The following is a 14237-nucleotide window of genomic DNA, read 5'->3' on the forward strand; positions in this document are numbered from 1 at the left end:
GGTGGCCAACAATTGCCGATTTATCCGCCCCGCCTGCTTTAAAACTTTTCCATCAATGTTTTTTCTTGAGCGTAAACATCTCGTAGCTGTTGCAGCGCTGATGCGGAAATTACCGATTTAACTGTAGCTACTAATTTACCCCACTCAAGCAAGCTGTCAACTGAAACAGCCGCTTTGAAGTTGTACGTATAGAATTTAGTCCAAAATTCTGGTGCTTGTGTCCGTTTCCAGCGTTTGTACCAGGCGACAAAATCTTGAGCACAGGGCGGTTTTACTTCTAAGATTGGGGGGAAATCGGCGTAGCTGACAAATCGACTCAGGCCTTTGGCATGAACGTACACCACGTTGTGGCAGCAATCGATCCGGTATATCTGTTCCGGTGATATGTTGAACAGGAGTGCTACTGTTTCTTCGGTGACAAATCTCGATCGCGGATTGACGATCGACGATTTGTGAATAATTTTTGAGGCGCTGATAGTTGACGATCTTAACTGATTTTCTGATATCATTGTAGTTGCATCTGGTGGTGGTAGCTAAATCTATCTCTGCTAAGTGCGATCGACAGAAATTATCTGTCGGGATTAATTTTAACTGGCGATCGTCTTTAGTTTCGTTGACTCCGCCGCAAAACGGAGACAAGCCCCGACTTCTGCCATGAGAGGCGCAAAATTTTCGACCAACGTTCCAGCTACCAGATTCATCTTTAGAGTCAATCTAAAATCTAAAATCTAAAATCTAAAATCGAATGACCGGGGGCGATCGCTTTTTGATATATTATACTAAATCCAAAATTTTGTAAATAGTGAATATGAGCAAAGGCTTAGTAAGGTTGCGGGTTCGAGAGTTGGCGGCCCAGAAGGGATGGACGCTCAAAGAGGTTGCGGAGCGATCGGGCGTGGGCTACAGTACGATTAGCAATTATGCCCGTTCTCAGGGTATGGCAATGGTTGACTTTGCAGCAGTTCACAAGCTGGCTCAAACTTTTGATGTGATGATTGAGGATTTCGTGGTAATCCTAGAAAAATAGTAGAAGGTTTTGCTTAAATTATAATGTGGTAGCGATCGACTTTTGATGCGATCGTCGAAGTTTTGATGTAATGATTTGAGCAATTGTCGATCGCCCGCAACCAAACTCGATCGCCTATCATTAAAGTAACTCGCTTGCAGCAGCGCGTCAGGAGAACCAAACTGTTTGCTATTATGCAAAGACCAGGAGTTCAACAGCTTGCAGACATTCAGTGCGAAATCCTAAAAACAGTCCAGAACCAACAAATTCGGGAATATCAATTTCCCAGCGACAGTGCGAACTGCCGGCAAAGTTTTGGATGTCCGTACAGGAATCCAAACAACAGCAGTCCCCGAAGTGCACGGGCGACAAACTTGACTCATTTATCAAAGCTGGTGTGCTGCTGAAAAATTGATTTGCACATTTAGAGCAAAATTTCAGCTAAACTCAAAAATACACCCCACAACTAGGAGAACTCACAGTGGAAGTTCTAGACATCAAACACAATATCGAAACATTGTCCGATCGACTGGGTACAACCCAGGACTATCTTTGACATCCCCGCACTCACAGCCAAAATTCAAGACTTAGAGCAAATCTGCGCCCAACCAGCATTTTGGGACGACCAAGATAGAGCTCAAGAAACCCTCCAAGAACTTAATGACTTCAAATCTCATTTAGACCAATATCGCGGCTGGCAAACAAGCTTGGAAGATGCTAAAGCTATTTTAGAACTGCTGGAGTTAGAAGCCGACGAGTCCCTGTTCCAAGAAGCCTCATCAAGTCTTTCTCGGTTAACCCGCGAACTCGACCAGTGGGAACTGCAACAATTACTATCCGGGCCCTACGATGAAGGCGGCGCCGTTTTGACAATTAACGCCGGGGCCGGCGGCACAGATGCTCAAGATTGGGCCGAAATGTTGCTGCGGATGTACACCCGCTGGGGGGAAAGTCAAGGTTACAAAGTACATTTAATGGAAATTTCCGAGGGAGAGGAAGCAGGTGTTAAATCGGCTTCTTTGGAAATTGTCGGCCGTTACGCTTACGGTTATATGCGATCGGAAAAAGGCACTCACCGTTTGGTCAGAATTTCGCCTTTTAATGCTAACGACAAGCGTCAAACCAGTTTTGCAGGCGTTGAAGTGATGCCAATTCTCGATCGATCCGTCAAGTTGGACATTCCAGAAAAAGATTTGGAAATCACGACTTCCCGCGCGGGCGGCAAGGGCGGGCAAAACGTTAACAAAGTAGAAACCGCAGTCCGCATCGTTCACATTCCTACCGGTTTGGCTGTCCGCTGTACAGAGGAACGCAGTCAGTTGCAAAACAAGGAAAAAGCTTTGGCATTACTCAAGGCTAGGCTGTTGGTGGTTGCTAAGGAACAGCGGGCTTCGGAAATTGCCGAGATTCGCGGCGATATGGTAGAGGCAGCTTGGGGCAACCAAATTCGCAATTATGTTTTTCACCCATACCAAATGGTCAAGGATTTGCGTACTGGAGTGGAAACAACCGCCATCGCAGATGTAATGAACGGCGAATTAGAGCCGTTTATTCAAGCTTACCTGCGGCAGGAAAATCAGTTGGTAGCCCAAACTGATTCAACCGCGGGAATATAATTGGCGCCTTGACATACAAAGTCTGCCTGTGGAGACTAAAGAATCAAGAGCCGTGATGGCAGCGGATTTGGTATAATTTTGGGGTTTTGGTCGATCGCCCGACCTTCAACAGGTCGCGCGGCCAAAAAGCTTGATATGATAAAACTTGATCTACCGAACAAAAGGAGAAATAATGACCCAAGTTGTAATAGGCGAAAATGAAGGGATTGAGTCAGCCCTACGACGGTTTAAGCGACAAGTTTCTAAAGCGGGCATTTTCCCCGACATGAGAAAGCACCGCCACTTTGAAACCCCGTTGGAAAAGCAGAAGCGCAAAGCTATTGCCAGAAGGACTAAGAGACGCTTCCACCGCAACAACAAACCCTAGAATTATTAGCACTAAATTGATTCGGCAGATATAATGCCTTGCGATTCTAGTACCGCAGCGACTCGGAGAATCACCGCTTCGCTGTAGGGAGCACCAATAATTTGTACCCCCAAGGGCAAAGCGCCGGGCCGCTGTACGGGCACGCAAAGAACGGGCAAGCCAATAAATGATAGGGGTTGGGTGAACAGTCCGAGATTGGGACGCACTCTTGTTTCTTGTCTGGCTATTACCATTTTCTCGACGCCAATTTCAGGGGCTGCTATCGGGGTGGCGGGTGCGAGGATGATGTCTGTTTGTTGGAATATTTCGCGAATTCGATCGCGGTACCACTGTCTGAATCTCTGCGCTTGCAAGTACCAAGTCGCAGGGATCAGGGTTCCCGCTAAAAATCGATCGCGCGTGGCAGGATCGAAGTCTTGAGGGCGCGATCGTAAATTGTCTAAATGCAAGTTTCCGCCCTCGCAGGCGGTAATGATAAATGCAGCAGCCCTGGCGCGATCGGATTCCGGTATGCTGACAGTCGCAAGCCCCCCTATTTTTGGGGGGTTTGTTGTTTTTTGTGTGTCATTACCACAATCCAAGACATTTGTCAATGCTTTAGCAACTATTTCTACAGCATCCATTGCTTCCGGTTCGGCCCCTGTGGCGAAATACCCGTCAGCAACAGCAATTCGCAATCCTTCGATGCCTTGATTTAACTGCGGCGAACAAAGTTCTGGCGGGCGTTGAGTGCAAACTGGGTCACGAGAATCAGGGCCTTGCAGGATATCGTACAGCAGCGCCATGTCTCTGATCGATCGCCCAAACGGCCCCACACAATCCAAACTACCCGAAAATAAATAAGCGCCAGCCCTGGACAAACGGCCGTAAGTAGGCTTAAACCCAAAGACACCGCACAAAGCAGCCGGTACGCGGATGGAACCGTTAGTATCAGAACCGAGGGTGATGGGTACAAAACCGGCGGCGACTGCTGCTGCGGAACCGCCGCTGGAACCGCCAGCGATGCGGGTAGTATCGCGGGGATTGCGAGTCGGGCCGTAGTGGCTGTTTTCCGTGACGAAACCGTAGGCGTACTCATCCATGTTGAGAGTACCTACGAGCACAGCCCCGGCTTGTTTTAGTCGGGCGACCACCGCCGCATCCTGGGTAGCGGTCGGATTGTCAGCGTTGATTTTTGACCCAGCTAGAGTAGTAATTCCGCCGATATCGAACAGGTTTTTGACTGCGAAGGGAACGCCTGCTAAAGGGCCTGGGTTTTGGTTATTTGCGATCGAATTATCTATATTTTCGGCTGCTGCGAGTGCGCTTGATGCAGTGATTGCAGTAAAGCAATTGAGGACGTTATCTCGATCGGCAATTCGTTCTAATGCCGCAGTCACAACCGCTGTCGCTGTAATTTTGCCACTTTTAACCGATGATGCTGTGGCGACTGCATCCGCTTGTGCTAAAAATTTACGTTCCTCTGCGTTCATCTGCGGTTAAAAATCAGGGTTCAAATACCGGCGCGACTTCTACTTCTGGGGGTAAAGGGAATTCAGTAACGAGTCGGGCGATCGCAGCTATCGTCTCTAAGTTTACCACAACACCGGGGCGGTGTTCCGGGTCTAAGGGTAAGTTTATCAGTTCGGCGGTGCGATCGACATATTCTTCTATATTTGTCATTTTTTTCTTGCTAGCCTTGGAGTGCGATCGATTATTGTATTGTAAGGGCGATCGGGCTGTCATTTATTATCGCTCAGTTTTTTGTATTCCTCGGATTGTCTGATGTCATCTAAAGGTGATATAGGTTCATTTGGTAGATCGGGACTGAATTCTATACATATATCAAGAACAGCTTTATTATACTTTTTATAATCATCATTTTCTGAATATGAATTTACGACTTTTGCCTGCATTCTCAATTTTCCTTCCTGCCATCCTCCAGAACCCACTTTGAGAATTTTACAATTTACTGATTTTATACATTTCCATTGAATCTCACTGCATCTAAAATTTCCCGAATCAAACGAGATAGTGCTTAATTTGGATTTAATATCAGTACGTTCTTCATAAGAATCACCCCGATAACTTGGTTTTTTTTGATAACTTATTAAAAATTTTTCCTGAAATTCTTTACTAATTAAATTCTTCAGTTTTCCTACTGTAAATGTATTATTGTTGTCGAACAACAATACATCATCATCGCGGTCTAGTGGTTGAAATTTATCACTCATAAAATTTGAGGCTGTCATGTATCTTTAAATATCATGCGTGTAGAAGCAGGAGTTACAAATGTTCTCGTGAGAGTGTCTACCCTAGGAATACAACTATCTTTACCTTTTTTATGTCTGCTTGCTTAGCAGATTTTATGAACTCACTCCGCTTCGATGTTTGTCTTTAACTCAAACACTGACAGTTTCCCGCAACCTCTCAACGGCAACATCCAGCGGAGGCAAAGTAAAATCCTCAGCATCCATCAATTCCTTAACCTTCTCAAAAATCTCAACCTCCGCCTCTTCCTGATCCGTCAGCTTATCATAAAAATAAGGGTCAGTAAACCACTGTTCAAACGCTATCATTAACAATCCATTGGGCGACAGTTCAAACCGCCAATACTTAGAAATTCTGCTGTCAACCACTTCAAACATCGGCGCCGGATTATGGATGGGATAATAGCTATAATTATCATTGCAGATGTAGTACCAAATAGTCCCTTTCCATTCTCGGATAGCATAAACAACATATTCCTTGCCTATAGTTAGCGGTAACTCAACCTTTCTAGTGTAACCGCGTGGCGGATCTATATATTCTTCAGGGAGAGATTCACCGGTATTAGCAATACAACGAATTTTCATAACTTGATTACCTACAGATTTTTAGGGGCTGTTTTGGGATACTGTCGCTTGAACTTAAACTCCACATCTTGAAGAGTCTGACTGTTCCGAAACCAATGGACTTGTACGGAAGCTCCATTAATTTCAAAAGCCTCAATACTTGTCATTTTATCCCAGTCTTCAGCATTCCCGCCATAAACAGCAATAAGTCTCCGTGCATCGCCCAACAATCTATCTGTACCGCAATGAATTACTATGCAATTACCAGCCTTAGCATCTTGCAGTAGCAGTTGCTCCTGCAAATTTCTCGGACTCTCATCGGGAATAGCACCTTGATTCATAGTTTAACAGCTTCAAATATTGTTTGTCAAATACCATAAAAACTAATTTTAGCAGGTGCAGTTTCCGCCAGCAACTTACCCCGCGAAATCACATACCGAACCGCAGCGCGCCTCCTAATTGCATCATAACAATCCTCAGCATCCAACACAATCAAATTTGCAGGTTTTCCCGCATCTATCCCATAATTATCATCTCCCAGATTGAGAGTTTTAGCACCGTTGACAGTGACCATATTAAAACAAAGGGAAATCAGCCTAGATTTCCCTGCACTTGCAATTCTTATCCTCTGCAATATCAGTGTGTCATCCACTGTTGCAGGCGAGAAAATAAAGGACTCTCAGAATACAGCCAAACCACATCATCAGTCATCTTTCCTCCTTGCGCTTTAGACAATTGTAACCGATGGCCCAAACCTTCCCGTTTCGCCTCCAAGTTAAAAGCTTCATAGCCAAAGTCACCCATCACAGAGCAAAGTTCTGCTACACTTGAACCAGCCCGTTCCAGATGACTTCCTACAACTTCTGTCAACACCGCAGGGCGAAGCTTTTGCAGCGTTTGGGAGAAACCTTTAATCACATTCACCTCAAACCCCTCCACATCAATTTTAATAAAAGTAGCACCAGGAAGATTATCTGGGAGCATTTCATCTCCGCGATACACAGGTACTTGATACTGATTAGAAATCAGACTTCGATCTTTTTCTGGGAGTTGAGCGAAAGTACCCAAACCAGTAACATCTGTAGGCACTGTCAGTGTCAGTTCATTTCGCTCGTTAGAAAGCCCACACTGGTGCAGAGAAACTTTCTGCAATTCATTGTCTGTTACCGCAGCTTTTAATGTTTGAAACGCCAGAGGATTTGGTTCAAAAGAGTGTACGCATCCCGTTGTTCCTGTATGATAAGCAGCCAAAAGAGTAATCATGCCCGTATTTGCCCCCGCATCAATAAAACTGTCCCCAGGCTGTACAGCATTTTGGATGAAAAGTTGCGTGGGCAAGTCATAATAACGGCCTAAAAAATAGCTCATGCGATCGTTCCACTTGGAAAGATCCATCGCCATCCGATAACCGTGGAACTTGCCTCGAATCTCCCGTATAGGAGCATTTTTCCACAAATCATCCCGGTACACCCCTGTGAGTGTCATCAATTTTCCCCATCCAGGGAGTTCCCGGCGCGTATATGGTAAAATCAAAAGAGAATAGAGTGGATAATTCATAATTATTAGACCTCTCCCAAAACTATTAAACACGGTTAAGCAGGTATAATCAGCTTCGTTGATATACTATCAAAATTCTACGATAAATTTTTCTTAAATTCAGACAATCTCAAACTCCAGATTGTGATTTTTCACAAAATCAAAAGTAAAATGGTCAACCACATTAGTATTGCTCAATTCCAGATTGTAAAAATCAACAAAATCCGCATCAAAATAAGGCCCAGCGTGCCAAGTCCCCACATCTAACTTAATAAAACAATTGCCCGGAATCCGAAAAGCAGCCATATCCTCTAAACTCGGTTTATAGCTATCCCCAGGAGGCGCAACCGCCATCAACCAATCCTTCCCATCCAAAGAACCCAAACACTGAGTACATTGAACGTGCCGCGTAATTTTGCGAAACTTGCGACCTTCCTTATGGAGCCGCATAATGTAAAATCTAGGAACACCATTTTGCAAATTTAACTGAGCATCCTCAGCATCGAAAGACTTGCCATCAATAGCCGTAAAGATAACTTGACCGTAACTCCGAAAATTCTCCCGTGTCACCCATTGGGCAAACAACTGCTTAGTCGAAATTGATTCGCTCATAAATCCCAACACCCCCTCCCTGCTTTCCATCAAAAACATTTTAATACAGTAACTCCTCTCTCTTCTCTTCTCTGTGCCCTCTGTGCCCTCTGCGGTTAATTAAATAAAAAAATCCAGTTCGCTTTCTCGATCGCCCAAAACACCCTTACAATAAAAATCAGCACACTGCTGCAAAAAACGAACCGGAATATCAGGCCGAGCACCCCAATGCAAATGCAAATAAGAAGCGTGCACCTGACAAACTCCCCAACCTTCAGCAACCGCCTCAACCTCCCCCCGCTTCCCATACCTCCAACTGTGATAAACTGGATTACTCGGTTCCACAGTTAAATGCGATCGATGAAACTCATGTCCCCAAACCTCATCAAAAGCAGTTAACACCGAACTATCCCTCACCGCCACAGCTTCTCGGTATCCCAGCGTCAAACGCTTACCCATCGCAGCAGCAGTTTCCAACACACCCACCCCTGGCCAAGAAATGCCATCGAAGTCTACAATAGAATCGCACAAATACATCAAACCGCCGCACTCCGCATAAGTCGGCATTCCCGAAAAAATCGCCCTTCTTACCGCATCCCGAATTAAAACATTACCGCTCAATTTTTGAGCAAACACTTCGGGAAAACCGCCACCAAAATATAACCCTTGCACATTGTCAGGAAACACCGAGTCATCAAGGGGACTCCAAAATACCAACTGGGCACCCAACTCTTCCAACAAATCAAGATTGTCCTGATAGTAAAAATTAAAAGCCCGATCGCGCGCAACTGCAATCCTCACTCCAAATTGTTTTCCCAAACAGTTGACAACATCATCTTTTTGAGTTATAATTCCCGAAGGGAGACCGTGCCTACCCAAAAGTTGCTCAGACCCCTCATTTCGAGTTGCAGCCAACAAAGGCAAAAGTTGCTCCCAGTCAAAACTAACAGCAGCCAAATCAGCCAGTTTATCGATCGCAGCATGAAGATTCGGCAACTCCTCAGCAGGAATCAAACCCAAATGTCGATCGGGAATACTAACAGCCTCATCCCTACGCAAAACCCCCAAAATAGGTAAATTGAGCGGTTTTAGAGCATCTTGAAGCAGTTCCAAATGTCGATCGCTCGCCACCCGATTCAGCACCAAACCAGCGAATTTAAGTTCAGGGTTAAAAGAACGGAAACCGTGGGCGATCGCAGCCACAGAACCAGAGAGCCTGCTGCAATCTATCACAAACAATACCGGCAAATTCAGCAAATAAGCAACATGAGCCGTAGAAGCAAAGGAAAAATCATAATTGCCTGCTTCTTTTCGATAATTAATCCGTGTATCCGTGTCAAAATCCGTGTCGTGCCTTCCTGATTCCTGATTCCTTCGACTCACTCCATCAAAGAGTCCCATCACCCCTTCAACTAAGGCATAATCGACATCTTGAATATGACGAGAAAAACACTTTTTTACATAAGATTCAGACGTTAATACCGGGTCTAAATTGCGACAGGGGCGACCGGTGACAAAAGCATGAAACATCGGGTCAATGTAATCGGGACCCACCTTAAAAGATTGAACATTCAAGCCGCGACGGATTAAATAAGCTAAAAGGGCGATCGTTACAGTAGTCTTTCCCGCACCGCTGCGTTCGCCAGCAATTACTAAAGCCATAGTTCTAGGTTATTCACAAAAAATACATATTTAACGAACCGCGAAGACGCGTTAGGCGAAGCCGCGCGTAAGCGCTAGGGCGCGAAGGAAGAAGGGAGCATCTCACCTTTGCAGCCCTCCGCTAGAAATTGGAGTTTTGAGGCAGGAGGCAGGAGGCAGGAGGCAGGAGGAAAGGGGAAGAAGGAAAGAGGAAGAAGGAAAGAGGAAGAAGGAAGGAGCCAGAAGAAGGAAGGAGCCAGAAGAAGTATTTTTACAAATATGAGATGCTCCCAGGAAGAATGAGAAGAAGAGAGGTAATTTAGTGGCTTTTGGGAAGTAATTTAGAGTTTTGAGTTAAATAACAGGATTAATTCAAAACTCCTAACTTAAAATTCATAACTCCTAAAAAAGTAGGGCAGACATTGCCTGCCCCACTGAATATTAACTCAATCCGTCTTGCTTATTCCTTTCTCCTTTCTCCTGATTCCATCCATCCGTTACATCCGTTACATCCGCTACACAATCCGTTGCCGAACTTCTTTTTACCGCTTAGCTAACTTCAGCATTTGAGCCGTCACTGCCAAACTTTCTTCGTAAAGCACATCTCGGCCCCAACTCTGGAGGTGCTGACCCAGCAACTGTTCCGTCACCTGATCGAACAGAGGACTCACCTGGTTAAACCGATCGGTTTGAGCGCCACCCTTTGTTTCCATCCGCATACAGCCGCCCGCTTCCGAACACAGAACCGTACCGCAGTCAGCCTTTTCGTTTGTAGAATTCAAACGCAGAGCAATCAAATCGCCCGCGACATCGCCCGAATCAGCAGTAGGAATAGCAGCCAACTCGGCTTCGATAACCCGTTCGTCCGGCCCCGCGAATTTAATTCGCTTGATGTGGTAATCGCCCTCTTCCTGTTTGAAAGCAACCGGACGCCACTGAAGCCGGCTCGCCAGCCAACCCAAATACATCAGCGCTTGAGTAGAATTGTCCTGTTCGTAATCGATCGTCACCCGATCGATTTCCCGAATCGCAGCGCGACGTTCCGGGGCGTCAAAAGCCTCAGCAGCCAACTCCTGCCATGCGGCCAACCGGCGCCAATTCAGATCCGCGATCGGAATTCCCTCCTCGATCAGACTTTGCATCAACAGCAATTCAGCTTCACACTCAGCAAAGCTGCTAGAGTCAACAATCACAGAACTGCTAACTGCCGCCAGCCGCTGGAACAAACCTCGATCGGCATCAGGATTCGCCTTCCACCACAGCAGCGTCGGCAAATCAGCGATAGTCAACGCCGTCACAATGCCGCTCACCCGTTCCAGCGCAGCTTCCGTACCCCGCAGCGTAATGTACTCGCAGCAGATCAGATTGCCACTGGTGCGCTTGTGAACCGGACAATAAGCAGCCACTTGAGCCTGCACGCCCGTATCTTCCCCCGCTGTCGGGCACAGAGCAATAATCCGGCAGGGATTGGCAGCCACAATCGCGTCAGCCACCCCCGAACCCCCGGAACCCAAGCCACTCGATCCCATCTCCTCGCCTGTGGAATTTTTGCGAGCCACTTCTTCCCGCAAAGTCGCCAGCAATTCATCGTTAGCTTTGCCTGTTCTCGGCAGCCCATAAGCTTTTTGAGCCGCCCTGATGCTAGATGCCGTCATCGGCCCGGTAATACCGTCCACCGGCCCGTCGTAAAACCCCAGATCCGCCAATAACCGCTGAGTTTCTTCCGGTTCGTAGACTACAAAAGTAAAAGTTGTTGCCCTACTAGCGATCGGAAAATCGCCCTTCGACCCCGATTCTCTGTAACTTTCCCAAATTTGACTCAATTCGGCCTCTATTTGGTCGATCGACACATCTTTAGGACTTTGTAGCGAAACCAGAGGCGGAGCTTTCATCGGTGTCATCGTCATAAATCTTTTCTCCTTTCTTATTAGTTATTAGTCCTTAGTCCTTAGTCCTTAGTCCTTAGTCCTTAGTCCTTAGTTAGCCGTTCTTAGTTAGCCGTTCTTAGCTAATAACTAATACTAATGCTGACCTATAACTAAGGACTAATGACTGCTGACTAATGGCTCTTAAAGTCTTCGCCACTTGCGGCCATCTCTGTTAATTAGCAGTTCTGCTTCCGCAGGTTCCCAAGTACCGGCTTCGTATTTAGGAACCAAATCTTGGTCGTTGGACGATTCCCAAGCCATCAAGGCCGGCGTTACCACCCGCCAAGCTTCTTCCACTTCATCAGAACGGGTAAACAAAGTTTGGTCGCCCAGCATACAATCAATTAACAGGCGATCGTAAGCATCCGAAGATGTCACCCCAAACGAAGAACCGTAACTGAAATCCATATCCACCGTCCGCGTCCGCAAATCCGGCCCCGGCATTTTCGCCTCAAACCTCAGCGAAATCCCCTCATTCGGATGCACCCGCATGGTCAAAACGTTAGGAGTAGTTTGTTGGGCTGCGGACTGAAAAATTAGCAGCGGAACTTCCCGGAACTGAATCGCAATTTCGCTAACTTTTTTCGGCAACCGTTTGCCGGTTCGCAGGTAGAAAGGCACTCCCTGCCAGCGCCAGTTGTCAATCATAAACTTCATCGCCACAAAAGTCGGCGTTGTCGAATTGGGAGCCACCCCCGGTTCATCGTGATATCCTGGCACCTGTTTGCCCTTCATCCAACCTGCGGAATATTGACCCCGAATCGCTGAGAACTCCAAGTTATTCAAATCTGCCAAGCGAGTTGCTTGCAGAACTTTCATCTTTTCGGTGCGGATGCTGTCAGCGTCGAGCGAGTTCGGCGGTTCCATCGCCGTCAGACAGAAAATCTGCATCAAGTGGTTTTGCAGCATATCCCGCAACGCCCCAGAGGATTCGTAGTAACCGGCCCGGTCTTCTACGCCTACTGTTTCTGCAACTGTAATTTGTACGTGATCGACAAATTGCCGATTCCACAGCGGTTCAAAAATCGCGTTAGCAAACCGGAACACCATTAAATTTTGAACAGTTTCTTTACCCAAATAGTGGTCTATCCGGTAAACTTGCTGTTCTTGGCAAACCTTCTGCACGACTCGGTTGAGAGCTTTTGCCGAACTCAAGTCGCGGCCGAAGGGTTTTTCAATTACCAAGCGGTGTTTTACTGGATCGACCAGCATTTGAGCCGCGCCCAGTTGCCTAATTGCTTCTGGGAAAAAGTTCGGGGAAACTGAGAGATAAAATATGTGATTGCCGCGAGTTCTCCTTTCTTCGTCGATTTCCGCTAAGAAAGCTTTTAGTTTTTGATAGCTTTCGGGGTTGTCTATGTCGCCCGGACAGTAGTACAAACCTTTAGCGAATTCTTGCCAAAATTCTTCATTGCCAATCCCGCCGCCAAATTCTTCTATGCCTTCGCGCATTTGCTCGCGGAAGTAATCGTGACTCCAAGGGCGGCGGGCTACTCCCACCACGGTAGTTTCCGGTGGCAAGCGTCGATCGCGCTTCATCTGATAAATTGCAGGTACCAGTTTGCGCTGGGTCAGATCCCCAGAAGCTCCGAAGATTACCAGAATTTGTGGTTCCGGCACTCGTTCTTTTCGCAAACCGACGCGCAGTGGGTTTTCAAGTATTGCGACCATTTCTTATTTTGCTCCTTCCATAGCTGTCAACCTTACTGATAAATCCTGAATTATGGCTTCATATTTAGCCGTCAATTCTTTAATTTGAGCCTGATACTCAGATTTTATTTCGGCTCTGATTTCTTCCCTGAGTTCAGCCTTAAGTTCCTCTCTGAGTTCTCCCCTAACCTCCTCGCGAATTTTGTTCCTCTCAAAAGCCAGTCGAACTTCCCAATCCTTATCCCGCTGTAGCAGTTCAGCTTTTAGCTGCCTATTCTCTGAGCGCAACTGCTCTAACTCTAAAGCCACAGCAGCAGCACGCCTATCCCTTTCTCTGTTTTGCTGTCGGATTTGCTCTCTGAGCCGCTGATTGTCCGATCGCAACTTCTCGACTTCCGAAGCACTATCTTTAGGCGTTCGCCCGTTTCCGTTTGAAGGAAATCGCCGCTCTACCAGGCGCTGAACTGCTGCACCAGTGGGCATACTATTAGGCGATAACTCCAGAGCTTCTTGCCAAATTTCGAGTTGTAGCTCTGGGGGTAATCCTGTTAGAGGACGGACTTGATTTTCCTTTGTCGGAATTTTGAGACCAATTGGTCTCAAATTTTCGACAACCTGCGCTGCTGAAATAAATCGATCTGCTGTCCGTCTTCCGATGCCCCAGTTGTCAAGGCAATAAGCCTCAAAAGTCTTGTGAGTTTCACGGTACAGTTTCTCTTCCCGAATCTCATCAAGGGCTTTGCCAACTTCGTAAAATATCTGAAGTCCATGTTCGACAATGGATTCTAGTTCTTGAAGCCTTGTCCGTTCAGCTACATCAAGTTGGGCAGTGCCATATTCGGTTTCTACTAGGGTATTGATAGTTTGCATGGCAATTCCTCAGCGGTCGGAGATGGAAAATTCGAGTTGGATCTTCTGGCGAGATTTCTGCTAGAGAAGGCAGTTGATTTTCCTCTGTCGGATTTTTGAGACCAATTGGTCTCAAATTTTCCCGGTTCGAGATTCAAAACTTAGCGCCAAGAGCCAAAGTAATCGGGATTTGATTTTCCTCTGTCGGATTTTTGAGACCAATTGGTCTCAAATTTTCCC

Annotated in this window: 18 protein-coding genes; 4 read left to right on the forward strand and 14 right to left on the reverse strand. The window is 46.5% G+C overall.

Annotated features, from left to right (window positions below; translation table 11 throughout):
- Window positions 1-38: 38 nt before the first annotated feature.
- Window positions 39-509 carry a hypothetical protein gene (locus tag QT973_RS00140; protein WP_333055755.1) on the reverse strand — a complete coding sequence of 157 codons (471 nt, stop codon included), beginning with the start codon at window positions 507-509 and terminating at the stop codon, window positions 39-41.
- Between the two features lie 299 nt (window positions 510-808).
- On the opposite strand from QT973_RS00140, the gene QT973_RS00145 reads away from it, so the two are divergent.
- Window positions 809-1027 (forward strand): helix-turn-helix transcriptional regulator, encoded by a 219-nt coding sequence (locus QT973_RS00145; RefSeq protein ID WP_333055754.1) that lies wholly within the window; start codon window positions 809-811, stop codon window positions 1025-1027.
- 13 nt (window positions 1028-1040) lie between these two features.
- Here the strand turns inward: QT973_RS00145 and QT973_RS00150 are convergent, their stop codons facing one another.
- Complete coding sequence (locus QT973_RS00150) at window positions 1041-1187, reverse strand: hypothetical protein (protein WP_333055753.1); 147 nt, start codon at window positions 1185-1187, stop codon at window positions 1041-1043.
- Between the two features lie 51 nt (window positions 1188-1238).
- Here QT973_RS00150 and QT973_RS00155 point away from each other — a divergent pair, with 51 nt between their 5' ends.
- The 3 genes from QT973_RS00155 to rpsU all read left to right on the forward strand — a co-directional run bounded on the left by QT973_RS00155 (window position 1239) and on the right by rpsU (window position 2989).
- Window positions 1239-1421, forward strand: a complete 183-nt coding sequence (locus QT973_RS00155) for a hypothetical protein (RefSeq protein WP_333055752.1) — start codon at window positions 1239-1241, stop codon at window positions 1419-1421.
- Between the two features lie 66 nt (window positions 1422-1487).
- Window positions 1488-2622, forward strand: a protein-coding gene (gene prfB, locus QT973_RS00160) for a peptide chain release factor 2 (RefSeq protein WP_333055751.1) whose coding sequence is annotated in 2 segments (ribosomal slippage) — window positions 1488-1559 and window positions 1561-2622 — 1134 coding nt in all. Because the reading frame shifts where the segments join, the coding sequence is not laid out codon by codon here.
- Between the two features lie 172 nt (window positions 2623-2794).
- The gene (gene rpsU / locus QT973_RS00165) at window positions 2795-2989 is read left to right on the forward strand and encodes a 30S ribosomal protein S21 (RefSeq protein ID WP_006632476.1); all 195 of its coding nucleotides are present in this window, start codon (window positions 2795-2797) and stop codon (window positions 2987-2989) included.
- 11 nt (window positions 2990-3000) lie between these two features.
- Here rpsU and QT973_RS00170 read toward each other — a convergent pair whose 3' ends face one another.
- The 12 genes from QT973_RS00170 to QT973_RS00225 form a co-directional block, all read right to left on the reverse strand.
- Window positions 3001-4461, reverse strand: a complete 1461-nt coding sequence (locus tag QT973_RS00170; protein ID WP_333374710.1) for an AtzE family amidohydrolase — start codon at window positions 4459-4461, stop codon at window positions 3001-3003.
- A 13-nt stretch (window positions 4462-4474) separates the two neighbouring features.
- Window positions 4475-4714, reverse strand: a complete 240-nt coding sequence (locus QT973_RS00175; protein ID WP_445242990.1) for a DUF4089 domain-containing protein — start codon at window positions 4712-4714, stop codon at window positions 4475-4477.
- Window positions 4711-5220, reverse strand: coding sequence for a KGK domain-containing protein (locus QT973_RS00180; protein WP_333055749.1), 510 nt, complete (start codon window positions 5218-5220; stop codon window positions 4711-4713). Before QT973_RS00180 ends, QT973_RS00175 begins: the two co-directional genes overlap by 4 nt.
- Before the next feature lie 150 nt (window positions 5221-5370).
- Window positions 5371-5823, reverse strand: coding sequence for a hypothetical protein (locus QT973_RS00185; protein WP_333055748.1), 453 nt, complete (start codon window positions 5821-5823; stop codon window positions 5371-5373).
- 11 nt (window positions 5824-5834) lie between these two features.
- Complete coding sequence (locus QT973_RS00190) at window positions 5835-6143, reverse strand: hypothetical protein (protein ID WP_333055747.1); 309 nt, start codon at window positions 6141-6143, stop codon at window positions 5835-5837.
- Window positions 6144-6169: 26 nt separating this feature from the next.
- On the reverse strand, window positions 6170-6454 hold the full coding sequence (locus QT973_RS00195; RefSeq protein ID WP_333055746.1) for an amidohydrolase family protein: 285 nt from the start codon (window positions 6452-6454) through the stop codon (window positions 6170-6172).
- On the reverse strand, window positions 6439-7359 hold the full coding sequence (locus tag QT973_RS00200; RefSeq protein WP_333055745.1) for an FkbM family methyltransferase: 921 nt from the start codon (window positions 7357-7359) through the stop codon (window positions 6439-6441). The genes QT973_RS00195 and QT973_RS00200 overlap by 16 nt, the downstream gene beginning before the upstream one ends.
- A 99-nt stretch (window positions 7360-7458) precedes the next feature.
- Window positions 7459-7950, reverse strand: a complete 492-nt coding sequence (locus tag QT973_RS00205) for an ureidoglycolate lyase (protein WP_333055744.1) — start codon at window positions 7948-7950, stop codon at window positions 7459-7461.
- Between the two features lie 99 nt (window positions 7951-8049).
- Window positions 8050-9591, reverse strand: a complete 1542-nt coding sequence (locus tag QT973_RS00210) for a cobyrinate a,c-diamide synthase (protein WP_333390266.1) — start codon at window positions 9589-9591, stop codon at window positions 8050-8052.
- A gap of 521 nt (window positions 9592-10112) precedes the next feature.
- Window positions 10113-11477 carry a glucose-6-phosphate dehydrogenase assembly protein OpcA gene (opcA, locus tag QT973_RS00215; protein WP_333055742.1) on the reverse strand — a complete coding sequence of 455 codons (1365 nt, stop codon included), beginning with the start codon at window positions 11475-11477 and terminating at the stop codon, window positions 10113-10115.
- Window positions 11478-11639: 162 nt separating this feature from the next.
- Window positions 11640-13169, reverse strand: a complete 1530-nt coding sequence (gene zwf, locus QT973_RS00220) for a glucose-6-phosphate dehydrogenase (RefSeq protein ID WP_333055741.1) — start codon at window positions 13167-13169, stop codon at window positions 11640-11642.
- A gap of 3 nt (window positions 13170-13172) precedes the next feature.
- Entirely contained in the window at window positions 13173-14018 is an 846-nt protein-coding gene (locus tag QT973_RS00225) for a hypothetical protein (protein WP_333055740.1), read from the reverse strand.
- Window positions 14019-14237 lie beyond the last annotated feature (219 nt).

Source organism: Microcoleus sp. Z1_A1 (genome assembly GCF_036700305.1).
GTDB lineage: Bacteria > Cyanobacteriota > Cyanobacteriia > Cyanobacteriales > Microcoleaceae > Microcoleus.